This is a genomic window from Psychrobacter sp. (assembly GCF_030457785.1).
Taxonomy (GTDB): Bacteria; Pseudomonadota; Gammaproteobacteria; order Pseudomonadales; family Moraxellaceae; genus Psychrobacter.
The window spans coordinates 1-16,031 of record NZ_JAKDUI010000032.1 but is presented as its reverse complement, the minus strand read 5'-3'; the positions used below and the strand labels follow the sequence as shown (position 1 = coordinate 16,031).

14 protein-coding genes are annotated in these 16,031 nt (G+C 45.4%); 5 read left to right on the top strand and 9 right to left on the bottom strand.

Annotated elements, in window-relative coordinates:
* The first annotated feature begins 208 nt into the window (after positions 1-208).
* The gene (locus L0J61_RS03070) at positions 209-664 is read left to right on the top strand and encodes an SLATT domain-containing protein (protein ID WP_301464848.1); all 456 of its coding nucleotides are present in this window, start codon (positions 209-211) and stop codon (positions 662-664) included.
* A 474-nt stretch (positions 665-1,138) separates the two neighbouring features.
* Here the strand turns inward: L0J61_RS03070 and L0J61_RS03065 are convergent, their stop codons facing one another.
* The 8 genes from L0J61_RS03065 to L0J61_RS03030 all read right to left on the bottom strand — a co-directional run bounded on the left by L0J61_RS03065 (position 1,139) and on the right by L0J61_RS03030 (position 9,739).
* A complete protein-coding gene (locus tag L0J61_RS03065; RefSeq protein ID WP_301464847.1) occupies positions 1,139-1,399 on the bottom strand; it encodes a hypothetical protein in 261 nt (86 codons plus the stop codon).
* A gap of 16 nt (positions 1,400-1,415) precedes the next feature.
* The gene (locus L0J61_RS03060; RefSeq protein WP_301464846.1) at positions 1,416-2,162 is read right to left on the bottom strand and encodes a pyridoxine 5'-phosphate synthase; all 747 of its coding nucleotides are present in this window, start codon (positions 2,160-2,162) and stop codon (positions 1,416-1,418) included.
* 44 nt (positions 2,163-2,206) lie between these two features.
* Positions 2,207-3,076, bottom strand: coding sequence for an N-acetylmuramoyl-L-alanine amidase (locus L0J61_RS03055; RefSeq protein ID WP_301464845.1), 870 nt, complete (start codon positions 3,074-3,076; stop codon positions 2,207-2,209).
* Between the two features lie 3 nt (positions 3,077-3,079).
* Positions 3,080-3,880 carry an MOSC domain-containing protein gene (locus L0J61_RS03050; protein WP_301464844.1) on the bottom strand — a complete coding sequence of 267 codons (801 nt, stop codon included), beginning with the start codon at positions 3,878-3,880 and terminating at the stop codon, positions 3,080-3,082.
* Between the two features lie 477 nt (positions 3,881-4,357).
* Positions 4,358-4,759, bottom strand: coding sequence for a ribosome silencing factor (rsfS, locus tag L0J61_RS03045; protein WP_301464843.1), 402 nt, complete (start codon positions 4,757-4,759; stop codon positions 4,358-4,360).
* 152 nt (positions 4,760-4,911) lie between these two features.
* Positions 4,912-5,925 carry a nicotinate-nicotinamide nucleotide adenylyltransferase gene (locus L0J61_RS03040; protein ID WP_301464842.1) on the bottom strand — a complete coding sequence of 338 codons (1,014 nt, stop codon included), beginning with the start codon at positions 5,923-5,925 and terminating at the stop codon, positions 4,912-4,914.
* Between the two features lie 254 nt (positions 5,926-6,179).
* A complete protein-coding gene (pta, locus tag L0J61_RS03035) occupies positions 6,180-8,324 on the bottom strand; it encodes a phosphate acetyltransferase (RefSeq protein WP_301464841.1) in 2,145 nt (714 codons plus the stop codon).
* 188 nt (positions 8,325-8,512) lie between these two features.
* Positions 8,513-9,739 (bottom strand): acetate/propionate family kinase, encoded by a 1,227-nt coding sequence (locus tag L0J61_RS03030; RefSeq protein ID WP_301464840.1) that lies wholly within the window; start codon positions 9,737-9,739, stop codon positions 8,513-8,515.
* 816 nt (positions 9,740-10,555) lie between these two features.
* Here L0J61_RS03030 and L0J61_RS03025 point away from each other — a divergent pair.
* From L0J61_RS03025 to L0J61_RS03010, 4 genes are all read left to right on the top strand, one after another.
* Positions 10,556-10,816, top strand: a complete 261-nt coding sequence (locus L0J61_RS03025) for a lipoprotein (RefSeq protein WP_301464839.1) — start codon at positions 10,556-10,558, stop codon at positions 10,814-10,816.
* A 192-nt stretch (positions 10,817-11,008) separates the two neighbouring features.
* Entirely contained in the window at positions 11,009-12,364 is a 1,356-nt protein-coding gene (gene lysA / locus L0J61_RS03020) for a diaminopimelate decarboxylase (RefSeq protein ID WP_301464838.1), read from the top strand.
* A 390-nt stretch (positions 12,365-12,754) separates the two neighbouring features.
* Positions 12,755-13,642 (top strand): diaminopimelate epimerase, encoded by an 888-nt coding sequence (gene dapF, locus L0J61_RS03015; protein ID WP_301464837.1) that lies wholly within the window; start codon positions 12,755-12,757, stop codon positions 13,640-13,642.
* 80 nt (positions 13,643-13,722) lie between these two features.
* Positions 13,723-14,754: a tyrosine recombinase XerC gene (locus L0J61_RS03010; RefSeq protein WP_301464849.1), complete on the top strand. Its 1,032-nt coding sequence runs from the start codon at positions 13,723-13,725 to the stop codon at positions 14,752-14,754.
* 130 nt (positions 14,755-14,884) lie between these two features.
* Here L0J61_RS03010 and L0J61_RS03005 read toward each other — a convergent pair whose 3' ends face one another.
* Positions 14,885-15,784, bottom strand: coding sequence for a nitrilase-related carbon-nitrogen hydrolase (locus L0J61_RS03005; protein ID WP_301464836.1), 900 nt, complete (start codon positions 15,782-15,784; stop codon positions 14,885-14,887).
* Between the last annotated feature and the right edge of the window lie 247 nt (positions 15,785-16,031).

The following is a 16,031-nucleotide window of genomic DNA, read 5'->3' as shown; positions in this document are numbered from 1 at the left end:
AGATTACAAGCCGCTTAATTTAGCTTGATGGTGACAACTACCTTGAAAAACTCCGATTGGGGGCGAGCCATTCGTCCATAACTCTATAAGTGAAAGGGAAGTTAAAGCTGATTTTACTAATAAGATTAGTAGTGTCAGAAACGAGCATAGATCAGTTTTTCAGAATTTAGTCCCTAACAATAATGAACTGATAGTTATATCCGATAAGATGAATGAAATTAGAGGTCTTACACTTCAGGAAAGAGCTGAGTATTACTTAGAAGAACGAATAATATCTCAAAAGAAATGGTATTTTGCAAAGGCAAAGTACAATGGTGCGAGAAGTAAGTTTTGGAGTTGTGTCATAGTTGTGTTTTTGGTTTTAGCCTTGGTTTTCTCTATTATAAGAGCGGCTTATCCAGATTTTGAATACTACCCAATAGATATTTGTTTGTTGTTATCTGCTTTTTCTTTCACTTGGTTACAGACTAAAAGATTCAATGAACTCAATACTGCATACCTTCTCACTGCACAGGAAATTGCTGATATAGAAGTTGAAATGAGGGAGCGTATCAAAAGTATTGATTTTGATGACTTTCCGGAGTTTATGTCAGATTGTGAGAATGCGTTTTCAAGAGAACATACTCAATGGCTTGCTAGAAGAGATTCTTTGAATACCATATGACTTCACTACTGCCTTCTTTTGATGTTATCAAAATACTCTAAACTAGAAACATCAACAGATAGTATACAAATATTTAAATCAGTAGTTCGCAACAGATAATTTCTGCAATAATTTGCAAAACTAAACTATTTAAAGAAACTTGATAAGATAGCTTTATTCAGAATATATCTCTATCCAGCTACTTATTTTCAAACCCTTCTGAGCCTCAACAATCAATTCATGAATTTTCGCACTTTCCTTTAGCACATTATCATCATACGCAGAAAGAGGCTCAGCTTTCTGCTATTTTTCTTGTTCTTATTCGGCTTTTTCTTCTAGATATATCTGCAGATTCTCTTGCTCAGAATTGCTCATTGTTTACTTCTCTCATCACTTTTCAATATCCAAAAAAAACGGCACTGAAATCAGCGCCGTTTTATAAGTCGTGACAATGTAAACCCTAACCATGGCTCATCAAGTGCTGAGTCACCAAAATCAATCCCAGCTTAAAATCACCTTACCGCATTGCCCACTTTCCATGATATCAAAGCCTTCTTGAGACTCATCAATGTGCATGCGATGGGTAATGATGAGCGACAAATCAATACCGCTAATCAGTATTTGCTCCATTTGATACCACGTCTCCCACATCTCACGCCCATAGATACCTTTTAGGATTAACGCCTTAAAAATAACCTTACTGCAGTCCACCGTGGTAGTGTTGGGTAAAATGCCAAGAGCTAGAGCCTTTTCCAAATCCTGCTAACGCCTTTTAACCACATATCGCCAAATACTGACGCACCACATTATCCATGCCTTGCTCCAACGACTCAATCGTAAACGCATGACCAATCGATACTTCAGCGATATCACTAAGCGTGAGCAGATCCGCCAAATTATCCAAATTCAAATCATGACCCGCATTGACGCGCATACCGTTTTGATTGGCTAGGGTGATACAGTCGCTAAAGCGTTGCTTGACCTCATCGAAATCAATATTGCCATCGCTCTTACCATTACTGTAAGCGCGCGCCCATTCTTCGGTATACATCTCGATCGTCTGCACATCACTCTCGACGACCGCTTTGATTTGTTCGATATCAGGGTCAATAAACACCGCACAGCGTGTGCCAAACGCTTGTAGCTCTTTGTGTAACGTCGATAAAAACTCATGGTGGGTGATGATGTCAAAGCCGTGATCAGAGGTCAGCTGATCTTCGCTGTCTGGCACGAGTGTGCATTGATGCGGCTTTACCTCACGAACGAGCTGTAAGAACTGCTCGTTTGGATTGCCTTCGATATTGAACTCGATCTCTGGATAGTCCGCCAAAAACTGACTGATATCATAGACGTCTTGGTATCTGATATGACGCTCATCAGGGCGTGGATGTACCGTAAAGCCTTTGACGCCTAGATCGATGAGCTTCTTCACGAAGTACAGCAGATTAGGATAATCAGTGCCGCGAGAGTTTCTGATTAAAGCCAGCTTGTTCAAATTAACGCTAAATAATGTGCTCATAACTTTCCTTTTGCTGCTCGTTTATTATTGATGACATGAAAGGGTTAATAAAAATTATCTCGACCCGCATATTTCTTATTTAATGCCTTCAATATCGCATAGGTTTCTATATCCATCTCACCTGTCGGGTTGTGAGGTCTAAAGTGCAATTGAAACGCATAAATGACATCACGACTGGCTTTGTCCCACTCGTCGCTATCGTTGATTTGATAGCCGTAATCTCTAAGTTGCTGCTTAATCTCAGGTATCGTCGCTGTTGCAAATGCTTCTATGTCCATAAACGCAAATTTATCAGCATCGTCATACCAAGCGCCGATGCCGTATTGCTTATACAGTCGCTCCCAAGGAAACTTCGCACCCGGGTCAATCTTGCGCGAGGGCGCCATGTCTGAATGACCGATGATGTCTTTGGGTGAGATATCATATCTCGCTGCGATATCTTGCACCAACTCTGCGACTTTTTTAATCTGTAGCTCATCAAAGGCGACATAGTGCTCGTAAGGATGATAGTCGATGTCATCGTTTTTTAACGTATCTCGATACTGCGGTTGAATCCCTGCGTTGACAATCTCGATCCCGATAGAAGTATCGTTTAATATCGTTCGTCCTGCAAAACCACCATCACCAGCGTGCCACGCGCGTTCATTTTCTGGTACTAAGTTATAAATTTTATGATCATCAGTGTCCATAATCAGATAGTGGGCGCTGACCTTGCCTTCGGTCAGCAGCTCAATAGACCTGTCGTTGTCTGAGACGGTATAGTGCAAGACGATGGTTTTGATACGCTCGCTTTTGCCAGTCGAGCGGTAAGTATGACTGTCCACGAGGTAGCTGTCAGTGCTAGCGATTTGAGATGTGGTCACGCAACCAACCAAAGGCAGGATTAGACCAAGCGCTAAGAGTATGTTCTTCATTAACTATAAATCCTTGCGAATTTTCTTTTTAAGCACTGCTTTCCAGCTGTCTTCCAAGCACTCAATCGCTAGCCATGGCTCGATAACGTCAGCCTCAAACTTCTCTTTTGAGTTTGATAACTGCCATAGTTTTTCAAGCGTGGCGAACGGATAGGGGCGCTCAATCAAATAGACTGGTAAGCCTGCATCAATCAGACCATCGCGCACGACTGCAAAATACCAGCCAGAGATGCCTTGTTTACTAGCCCATGCTGCGATATTGGGTACTTTACTGAGCTTGAACTGCCCGATTTGGTCATTGATTTTATAGCAAGGGCGGCGCGGTTGCACGATGCGTAATTGTACGCAGTCGGTATCATCATCGATTGAACCATCGTTAAGACTGCCGCCATATTGAAAAACATCACCAACACAAACAGTGCTTTCATCCATCTCAGGCAAGCCATTGGTTGCTTCGGTGGTGAGGTTTTCTCCTAACGTACCGATTCGCACGTTTAAGTCAAACTCTGCATTTATTTTGTCATAAGTCGCGGTCGGCAGTTGGTGTACCGCTTTTAGGGGGCCGCCATGATGGCGACGATCGGCTTGCTCATCAGTGGTTAGACCCATAAAGTTGACCGAGACGGGGGCTTTGATGGGTTTTTTATCGATGGCGCTCATTTCCTCACGGGCGAATGGCATGGATTTGCCAGTACGTACGCAAGTTAAGGTGGCGATATGTAAGGGTAAGGTGGTATTGAAGTCTATCGCTTGCTGACTGGTCGCTGTGTCCGTGACTGTAACTGAATCTGTGCCTGTGTTCATAATAATACTCCGGTCGATGGTCGTGCTCTGCAGCAAATATTGTTGGGCTACTGAATGTATATTAGCGCAATCACCAGTGACTTTCAGGGCATTTATAGGATTAAGTCGATATAGAACTAAGTGCGTCGGCTTCAGCTTTCGGATTCTCGGAGTGATTTTCTTTGTTTGCTAGGTCTTGGCGTTTTGCTGAATATAGTCGAAGTATTTTAAAGTCGCTGCAGGATTGCTGGTGTTGATTTTTTATAGCATCTGTCTACGTAAGCAAAGCAAGCAGAATTTGCACCAACAGTGCATGTCGTAGCGATATTACTTTTCACCGACTAGGTTTTATCATGTCAAATCACAGACACATTTCACTAGTATAGTATTGAGACAAAAAAAGACCAGAAACGGTTTCTGGTCTTTTCGTCAACAGCTTGGTAGTACTCAGCTGTCTTAATGGTTTGTGAAGTATGATGCGCTGAGTATAGTCTGTGCTTAGTTGCGACGACCAGCTTTCTTTTCACGTGGTGTAGCGACCAGCTCAGCGAGGCTTTCAGGTGAAGACCAGAGACCTTCTAAGTCATAAAACTCACGTGCTTGCGGGGTCATAATATGGACGACGACAGCGCCCAAGTCAATCAAGGTCCAGTCAGAGTCGACACCACCTTCGCGGCCAAGAGGCATAAAGCCCGCTTGCTTAGCTTCTGCACCGACGCTGTCAGCCATCGCGCGGACATGGCGTTTAGAGGTACCATCTGCGATGACAATGCGTTCCATAACATCTGTTAAGCTTTCTACATTCATTACAGTGATATTTTTCGCTTTCATATCGTCTAGCGCGTTTTCTACAACGCTTAAGCATTTGTTTAAGCGTTCGTCTGTCATGGTATTGGTCATAAATTTTGATCTCTTGAATCGTCAATATTAAAAATAAAATCGTGGGTTTGCATGAGTTGGTATTGTCCAATTGACCAGATGTCGCTCGTTACGTGTATGGACAAGGTGGGCAAAATAACAAATAGAACAGTGATAAGGCAATTTTAACGGAATTAAGCAGCAGAATATAGTTGGTGGGCGATTATATAGTGATAAACAGCAGGATTTAGCCATTTAGCCAATGATTCGGGTAAGTCGTTGCCATTGCTAATCTGCTCATTTATCGCTTGCTCAGGTGTTGCCTGCGCAGATATCGCTTGTTCAGCAGTAGTCAGCAGGTGGTTGCGTTGACTATTGTATTGGTGCTTGTGTTGATAGTCGTCTTGTTGATTGTATGGATCATCGCTCAGTGCCTGTCTTAGCTGTTGACGTATTTGCGTGCTCGATACCGATATCACAAGGCGCTCATCTATATAAATGCGACCTTGAGGTGCATTTTTCAAGGGTTCAGGATTATCTGTATCGCTAATTGCTGGAGAGCAAGGCTGCGAACAGGACATCGTTAATTTAGCAGGGCAGTCGGTGACCAGTGGCTGTAACTGTATCGGCAACTGTGTCGGCAATTGTGACGGTAAGTCAGCAGCACTTTGTTTATTTTGCTCGTCTGCCTTTCCGTCAAGGCGACTGGTATTGGCATTGGTGGTTAATGGTAGTGGTGGTAGTAACGATAGGTTATTACGATTAAAAACCCACAGATGAACATAGTCCGTTAGCTGTAGTCCGTTTTGCCATTTCGCTAAACTACGCGCGCTGTCCATACCCATCATGAATATTAAGTTATCGTTTGGGTAGCGTTTGCGCAACGTACGGACGCTGTCAATGGTATAGACGGGTGGCGCTTGCCACAGTTCGAGCTCGTCGACTTGTAATGGGGTGTCTTTTACTGCCAGTTTGAGCATGGCCAGTCGATGCTTGGGGTCGGTGCTTTTTTGCTTAAATGGTGAACGCGCATTGGGTAGCAACGATACTTTTAGCTCGCGATTTTGCTCAGTGGCGATAGGTGTCAGCGCGTCATAAACTCGCATTGCCATTTGGATATGAGCCAGATGCACAGGATCAAATGAGCCACCAAGATAAACACGAATGGCAGATGCAGAGTGGTGATGGTGGCTGGTTGAGTTTGGCATAAGTTAAGTACGGCAATGAGTGAGTCAAAAGGGAGGTAGTGGTGCGTTATGGTTGCATGAGACTAAATAAACGACTGGGGTATTGTAGAGAGCATGCGTCGTCACGTCATCATAATCGATGTAAATAATGCGCTAGGGCAGCTTATCTTATCTAAATTTTTTTGTTTAGATTAAGCGCCCGCCCTAATAAAAAGCCGACCATCACGATGATGATCGGCAATCGGTAACGTTTGTACTACTGCGATTTAATGTGATTAAACAGCGTCGCTATAAGCCTGAATCGCGGTTAAGGCGATGGTATAAACGATATCATCGACAAGTGCGCCACGAGACAGATCATTCACTGGCTTATTCAGACCTTGCAACATCGGACCGACACTGATCACGTTGGCGCTACGCTGTACGGCCTTGTAAGTGGTGTTACCTGTGTTTAGGTCTGGGAAGATAAACACGTTCGCTTGTCCGGCTACTTTTGAGTCTGGTGCTTTTTGTTTACCAACACTCATCACAGAAGCGGCGTCGTATTGTAGTGGACCATCAACAGCAAGCGTCGGCTCGCGTTCTCTGACGATCTCAGTGGCACGAATGACTTTTTCAACATCAGCGCCTGTGCCTGACGACCCAGTAGAGTAGCTAATCATAGCAACTTTTGGCTCGATACCGAAGGCAGCAGCCGATTGCGCTGACTGAATAGCAATCTCTGCCAGTTCTTCTGCGTTAGGATCAGGATTGATGGCGCAATCACCATAGACCACGACTTGCTCAGGCAGCAGCATAAAGAATACTGAGGATACCAAAGAATACTGCGGTGCTGTTTTAATTAGCTGGAATGCAGGACGTACGGTGTTCGCAGTGGTATGTATTGCACCAGAGACCAAGCCATCAACTTCGTCCATTTGCAGCATAATAGTACCCAAGAACACAGTGTCTTCTAATTGCTCAGCGGCAGCTTCTGGACTGGTTTTGCCTTTACGGCGCTCAACGACCGCATCGATATACTTGTTCATATCGAGGGCAGCAGGATCGAGGATTTCTAGATCCTCTGGGATAACTAAGTCACGGTTCTTAGCGACTTGCTCGACGTCAGCGCGATTCGCGAGGAGTACACAATTGGCAATGCCACGGCTTTGGCAAATACAAGCAGCTTCTACCGTACGCGGCTCAGAGCCTTCTGGCAACACGATGCGTTTTTTAGCATTTTGTGCTTTTTTGACCAGTTGATGACGGAAGGCAGCAGGAGATAGTCTTGGCTTATGATCGCCGCTGAATTGATCTTTAATCCAAGCTAGATCCAAGTGAGCCGCCACGTAACGAGTGACATCTGTTGCGCGCTCGGTATCGTCGCTTGGAATCTCAGCGCTCATGTGTGTCAGTTTTTGTACTGTTTCAAAACTATCGGTCTCAACACTCATCACAGGGATACCTGTTTTTAGTGCGGAGATCCATAGTTCAGCGACAGTGGCATTTGGCGTGACGCCACCTGTTAATACCAGACCTGCTAGTGGTACGCCATTGATACAAGCCAGACCAGCGGCCAACAGCAAATCATCGCGATCGCCTGGAATGACGAGGAGCGTGCCACGTTTGAATACCTCGTCGACCCGAGCGTTTGTGCGCGCGGTGTGGCTAATCTTATTGATACGGCGAGACTTCGCTTCACCAACGTTGAGCCAAGTGGCATCGAGTTCAGCGGCGATATCCCATGTGCGTGGTACGGACAATGAATCGCTAAAAGGAACCACACCGATGAGACGGAACTCATCGGTATTGAAGTGTGGCGATAGACCTTGTACTTCTTGAATAAAGCTCTCATCAAGCTCAAAGACTGCTTCACCAGGTGCGACAGGTTTATTGTCAAAGGTGTTTGGCACATCAACACGCATCAAGATACAACCTAATGTGCGCTCGCTTGCAATACCACCAAACTCACGAGCATGGACATCAAGCCTGTCTCCAAGTTGGGCAGGGTTGTTGATATCGGCGTCGCTGACAAAAATGATTTTGGCATCTAAAGCATGCGCGATAGAACGGTTGATTTGTGATGCGTAAGAGGCTTCAGTCGTTGGGACCAAACCTTCGCAAATGATGACGTCTTGATCTTCACCGATACTGTGAAAGCTCTCGACCACTTCTTCCATCAGGTCATCGAGGTTGTCGTCACCTATCATGCGCTCGACACGCTGACGGCTAATCGATTTGGGTGCTTTTAGTCCGAAAGCATGCATGGCGAGGGCGCTCGAGCTGTCTAAGCTTTTTTGCTTATCTAATGTGTCATCTTGCAAAAACGGCTTCATAAAGCCAGCTTTGACACCGTTGTAATCAAGCGCACGAATAAGACCCAATGCTGCTGAAGTGACGCCGATACCGCGGCTAAGAGGGACAAGTAAAATGGTTTGCATAACGTATCCTACGAATTATTGTATTTTTTAAGTTTGATTTATCCTTGCTGAAACGAGTGAGGTATCGCACTCCTTAACTAATGAGCTTGTAAGAAGTGCGAGGCAAGGAATAACTAAAAAAGAAAGACCATAAGCTGAGAATAACGATGTGGTTATCCCGCATATGTGGAGGCGTACAGATATCGACCTTAAGCTAGGTTCAATGCGGCACGAGTTTCTTGAGCGATGCGGCACTCTTCATCCGTTGGTACGACCCATAGCTCAATGCTGCTATCTTCAGCATGGATACTGCCTTCGTTGCCACCAACCAGTTTTGCGTTTTTGGCTGCATCTACTTTGATACCAAAATGGCGCATGACCTCTAAAATACGATTTCTTGTCGTTGCAGAGTTTTCACCGATACCACCTGTAAAGACGATACCTGTAAATTCTGGTAAGGCACAGCTTAAGCCAGCAAGGTACTTACCGACACGGTAACAGAACATCTCGACAGCCAGCATTGCATCTGCATGACCTTCGTTGGCTGCTTGCTCAACGGTACGCAAGTCGTTGGACAAGCCAGACACACCCATCAAACCACTTTCATGGTTGAGCATCGCATCGATATCTTCTAGGCTCATATCAAGCTGGCGCTTTAAGTGCATGTGTAGACTTGGGTCGACATCACCACTGCGCGTACCCATCATGAGACCTTCAAGTGGTGTCAGACCCATACTGGTGTCAAGACTCTTGCCATCATAGACTGCTGTTGCAGAGCAACCATTACCTAGATGCGCAGTTAACCAACCATGTGTTCCTTTGGTGTCAGTGATGTCACTAGCACGTTCAGATACGTATGCATGAGATGTACCGTGGAAACCATAACGACGGATTCTGTGCTCATCGAATAGCGCTTTTGGGATTGGGTAGCGATAGGCGACTGGTGGCATGGTTTGGTGAAAGGCTGTATCAAAAACGACAACTTGAGGAACGTTAGGATAGATTGCTTGTACGGCTTCGATACCTAAGGCGTGGGCAGGGTTATGTAATGGTGCTAGTATTTTTAAACGTTTTACTTCGCTCAGTACATGCTCATCGACACGGACAGCTTCTGAGTACTCGCGCCCACCATGGACCACACGGTGACCAACTGCGACGAAGTGGTATTGCTCTAGTAATTCAAGAATCTTCTGTAACGCTAACTTATGACGACCACCTGAGATCGGTATTTCTAATTTTTCGTTATTGAGAGTGGTATGCTTGATACGTGCCGTATCGAGACCTAAGTTTTCAGCCAGACCCGTGATACGAGTAGATTCGTCTTCGCTGATAAGCGCGTATTTGATAGAAGAAGAACCACAATTGAGGACTAACGTAGGGTTGGTAAGGGTGGATGTCTCTGCATTTTGGTCATGAAAAGTGTTGGTTGGGCTCATACTCTCTCTATCCTTAGATTATAGTTCATAAATAAATGGTGGCTCATCAGTAATGACCACCGGTTCTATAGACAACACCAGCCACATCCATGCTAACTAATAAAGGTCTAGCAAATATATTGCTGGTTCTCGGTTGTTTTTTACGCTACGACTGACAAATATCCGTTGATTTGCAGATTAGCACCTCAACACAGTCACGAAGCCTAGCTATAATGTAACATATTTTTATGTTTATACCACGACAACGATAAGGGGTAAAGCCAAAAAGCATGGTTTGTCTGATACAACTGTGCACCGAATGTGGCTAGTGCTTGTAGGTATAACAGTGAATAATAGTCGCCAATAAAAATTGTAAGAAAATTTGACCAAAGACACCGCGGACGGCTTTTATTGTTTTAGAAACGACTTGCAATGATCAGGGTCGAGGTTAAAAAACATCGAAAAGTCAAATGACTACGAAATTTATTAGGCAATCGTATTCAGTATGCGTGCTGCTTTATGTAATAATGCTAGGACACGATGAATACTTGGCTAGGAATGTCGATATCGTACCTGATAAAAAATATGCAGAATTGAGCAGCAAACGTATGCACAAAGTATGTGGCATCTGGATTTAACCGGCTAGTGACATCCAATCTTTGATCGGTAGCAGCGTTTTAGCGATTAAGAAAGCGGATTCTGTTGTGCGCTGATCGTACGATACACAGCAGCCGTACTCGTTTTTGGCTAAATACGCCTTTTTGGCCAAATACGCCGTTTTTTCGAAAGGTACTCTACCCGTATTTATTAACTTACAACGTTATAGGTTGTTTTTCTATGTTTATCCAACGCCGTTTTACCCATGCCGAAAGTATGACTCATGCCATTCGTACCGGTCATCGTGCTTATCGTATTATGTCTGCCTTTATGATTGGCGGAATTATTACATTGGCTTTATCAGGCTGCGGACAAAAAGGCGGCCTATATATAGAAGAGGCTAGCAGCCAAGCCGAACAAGAAAGCACAAGCATGCTAGAAGGTCAGCAGCAAGATGATTTTCAGTTGCCAGAACCCAGTGACGACCCCAACGACTATTAAGCTGTGTCCTTTAAGCCGTGCCCTTAATTCAACCAATTCCATTAACCATACCAAGCCCAAAAAATACGATTAGCTGTGTCAAAATCGCTTAGTCTGCAATGCGTAGTACTGGCCCTTTTTTTCCTTGCTACTCCAATTTTTGTGAATGGTATTACTGTCTATTAATACCTTGATTAATTTAGAGATGTTTATATGAGTTCTTCTGAGCAAAAATCTGGCGAATCAGTCACGATCCAAACTGAGCAAGGGTTGTATGTTGACCCGCAAGCATTAACTGACCATTTATCTGCATTGGCCTATCGTGACGGTGCATTATATATGGATGAAGTCAGTATGGATGAAGTGGTTAAGCAATATGGCACACCATGTTACGTGTACTCAAAGCAAGCGATATTAGAGGTTTATCAGGCTTATACAGACAGTTTTGCCAGTCTACAGCACCAGATATGTTATGCAGTAAAAGCCAACTCAAACCTAGCAGTGCTTGGGGTATTGGCGCAGGCGGGCGCGGGTTTCGATATCGTTTCTCGCGGTGAGCTCATGCGGGTGTTGGCGGCAGGTGGTGAGGCTGCACGTGTGGTGTTTTCAGGCGTGGGTAAGACATATCTTGATATTGAATATGCACTCACTCAAGGTATCGGCTGTTTTAATGTTGAGTCTATCAGTGAGTTGGCTTTGATTAATGAAGTGGCACAGCAGCTCGATAAGCCAGCACCGATATCGTTGCGCGTCAACCCAAACGTCGATGCCAAGACCCATCCGTATATTTCAACAGGGCTCAAAGATAATAAATTCGGTATCGCGCACGAAGATGCACTTGCCGTTTATCAGCAAGCAGCAGAACTATCACACATTGATATTGTCGGTATCGACTGTCATATTGGTTCGCAATTGACAGAGGTCGAGCCATTTGTAGCAGCATTAGATAAAGTGATTGAGCTGGTACACAGCTTACGTGCCCACGGCATTGATCTGCGCCACATTGATTTGGGCGGTGGTCTTGGCGTGCGCTACATTGACGAGACGCCAGTGTCTATTGATGAGTTTGCCGCGGCATTATTACCCAAATTGAGCGAGCTGGATTTGACAGTATTCTTTGAGCCGGGGCGCAGTATCGTAGCCAATGCTGGGGTGCTATTGACCAAGGTTGACGTTTTGAAGCCAACTGAGCACAAGAACTTTGCCATCGTTGACGCGGCGATGAATGATTTGATCCGTCCAGCACTATATCAAGCAGACATGGCAGTGATCCCCAGTGTCTTGCCAAGTAATGGTATCGACTCTGATGGTACGCAGCCATGGGATATCGTGGGCGCAATCTGTGAGACAGGCGATTTTTTAGCAAAGAACCGTCTATTATCATTAGCGACAGGTGACACCTTGGCCGTCACTGGCGCCGGTGCCTATGGTTTTACGATGAGTAGCAATTATAACTCCCGTCCGCGCGCCAGTGAAGTTATGGTGGCGGGTGGTCATCATCAGCTGATTCGTCAGCGTGAGACGATCGAGGCGTTGTATGCAGATGAGGTATTGTGGCAGGATAAATAAATTCGCAATAGACAATCCTACACAAGTGTCTGACGCAAACTATTATCACGGTAATCTAAGTAGAGCAGGTCGAGTGAGAACCTGTTGAGTGAGAACCTGTTGAGTGAGAGCCCACTGGTATTATACCAGTGGGTTTTTTTATGACTAGTGCTCAGTCTGCACATATAGTCAAAGAACTCTAAAACAGGTACAAGGCAGCCGACTGCAGATTGTACATGCAGTACATCTAAGAAGGATAACGCCGTAGCTATTTAGTAATTCGCTGACTACATTAGTCCCTACATATTTGGCAACAGTAATAAACGGATGTCAGATGGTGATAGTTATCATTGTTTCTGACAGCGTGCTAATATAAGGCATACATAAAAATTAGGATAGGATATCAACGGTATGCTCATAGAATTTACTAAAATGCATGGTCTGGGCAATGATTTTATGGTCATTGATTTGGTGACTCAACGCTTAGACCTCACGAGAGAATTGGTCCAGTTATTGGCCGATCGTCATATCGGCATAGGGTTTGATCAACTGCTCGTCGTCGAACCACCCATGCGCCCCGACGTGGACTTCCGCTATCGTATTTTTAATAGTGATGGTACAGAGGTCGAGCAGTGCGGTAATGGTGCTCGCTGTTTTGCTCGTTTCGTGCAGGCACGAAAATTGTCATTTAAGCAGCGTTTGCATGTCGAGACGGCCAGTGGTGTTATCTCCTTGACGACTGACCGTTACGGCTGGGTAGAAGTTGATATGGGCAAGCCGAAGTTTGAGCCGGACGAGATACCTTTCACGCCCAAAGCCACTACTAAGATTCAAAATGCTTACCATCTCGATGTCGATGGTACTCCTGTTCAACTCTATGTTGCGAATATGGGCAATCCTCATGCTGTGATTAAAGTCGATGACGTGCTTGATGCCGATGTCGAAACTTTGGGTAAAGCCATCGAGTCACATCCTGCTTTCCCAGACCATGTCAATGTTGGCTTCATGCAAATCATGAATCAGCGCCACATTCGTTTGCGTGTGTATGAGCGTGGCGTAGGCGAAACCCAAGCCTGTGGTACGGGCGCCTGTGCCGCTGTTGTCGTTGGCATACGTGAAGGTTGGTTGGACGAAGGTGAAGATGTACGAGCACAGCTGTATGGCGGTAGCATGATTGTTAAGTGGCAGCCAGGTTACCCGGTAATGATGACGGGGCCGACGGCCTTTGTCTATGAAGGGGTATTTAGTCCAGACGGGCTAATGGCGCAAGCAGGCATCAGCCCAAAATCCGATGATTAGTGACTCGTTGCTAGTAATGAGTGGCGTTTGGTTGTGTTGAGTATGGTGGCATACCGTGGTCGTGCATAAGGAGATGAAAGATTGTGTCTTATAAAAATCATCAATCCACAGAGCCGGCACCAGAATCAAATACATGGTTGTCGACGACGTTGGCCGCCACTATAGAGTCTGATGCCGAACTACGTGAGCTACTATCTCCGGTACATCGTTGGTTAAGTACCTTGTCAGTGCGCAACCATTCGGACCATACCTTGACTGCGTATTTTGCAGGACTGAACCAGCTGGCATTATTTTTGCGTGGCAAACGCCTCACGTGGACACGCTGTGACAAACGCCAATTGGCACGCCATATCAGTCAGCGCCTTGACGAAGATAAACTGGCGCTTGCCAGTGTGCAGCAAGAGCTATCGGCCATTCGCCATTTTTATGGTTGGTTGATAGAAGAAGGGCAGGCACGTATCAACCCAACCACGGGCTATCAACTCAAGCGCAGTCCTCGACCATTGCCTTCGATTGCCGATGTGGATTTGCTCACACAGCTACTTGATCAACAAATTCCGGATACACCAGAGCAGGCACGATTGTGGCTACGTGATAAGGCGATGTTTGAGTTGCTGTACAGTAGCGGTTTACGTGTTGGTGAGCTGGTCGCACTAGATATTGCTGATATGGATCTGTCCGACCTGCGTGTGCGTGTCACGGGTAAGGGCAATAAAACACGTCTGGTACCCATAGGTGATAAAGCCGCGGAAGCGATTCGGCGCTATTTGCCACATCGAAATTTATGGGTAGAACAGATGGACAGCGCTTTGTTCATCAGTGAAAAGCTAGGCACGCGTTTATCGGCGCGAGCAGTGCAACAGCGTCTGAAAGTGGCTGCTAGCCGTGCTGGTATCGCGCAAAACATGTACCCACATTTGCTGCGTCATTGTTTTGCCTCGCATATGCTCTCAGGGAGTGGTGACTTGCGCGCCGTACAAGAAATGCTCGGGCATAGTGATATTAGTACCACACAGATCTATACTCACGTGGATTTTGCTAGGCTTACGCAAGTCTATGACCGAGCTCATCCTCGAGCGACTCAGGCGCAGAAAGCAGGCACAGAAGGATAGTTATCTACCTAGCAACACTTAGACAGCAATATAGACAGCAATTAGGCGAAACGGTGGCTAACCGTTGCAAACCCCCGACGCAACCAGATTTCTTCGATGTGGCAATTTGTATGGCACTATGCGCATTTGCTTATGCCAAACGATGACAGTCAAAGATAGGCATTTTTTCTCGGCCTTGCTGTTGAGCCTGCCTGTCTAAATCAGCCAAAATTATGGCATAGTTTTTATCTTTATTTGTGACATCTAATGGGGTTAGCAGACTATCATCGTAGCTATTGATAACCGAGCCATCGTAAGCTGTGATGGCGGTGTGTCCCCAAGTTTGCCGCGTACTACCGTTTTCGAAGAGGTGGTCACCACCTTGCGCTGCGCCAATCAGCATACATTGGCTATCCAGAGCACGTGCTCGTAGTAACAACGACCAATGGGCTTGCCCAGTGAGGTAAGTAAAGGCGGATGGGGCGCTCAATATATCAGCTCCCGACTGACGTAAGCGTTGCGCTAATGCTGGAAAGCGTAAATCAAAACACACCATCATGCCCAGTTGGTAGATGGTATTGCCCGCTTCCAACGTAGCAACAACTGTCTGTGAGCCTGGCTCAAAGGTCGCTGCTTCGTTGTAGCTGCCTGTTTTGTCGCCGACAGTTGCTGTAAACAGATGAATTTTATCGTATCGAGCAATTTTGGTGCCGTCTGGTGCAAATAATAGACTGACTTGACGCAATCTACCATCAGGAACGACAGTGCCGTCTGGACGATAAAGGCAGGGTAGAGATCCTACTAGGACGTAAACACCATAACTACTGGCATAGCTTGCTATCGTCGCTGAGAGCACATCAAAGCGTTCTGCCGTAGAGAATTGCGCGCCCATGCTGCAGCAGTTTTCAGGCAAGACAACCAATTGAGCGCCTTGTTCACTGGCAGCACCAATCGCTGATTTTATATCAAGCAGGTTTTTTTCGATGTCCTGCTGACTGTTCATTTGAATGGCGGCAGCGGTAAACGACTGATTATGTGTTTTATCATTCATCATAGGATCCTCAATTGGTTTGTCTATGTTTTATATGGTAGCAAATCCAAAATACGATTCGCAGTGTCAAACCTTTTCGGTTTACTATACTTGTTTGGTTTACGGTAACTAGTACTGGTATCCGTCTTAATTGCTAATCAAATTTATGGGCGATGCCTGAGTGATGATTATGAATAATAGTTATGAGTGATAACGTTATTTTATACAGTTATGATTAATAAATTTGTAAGAGTTATGGTTTAGCGGT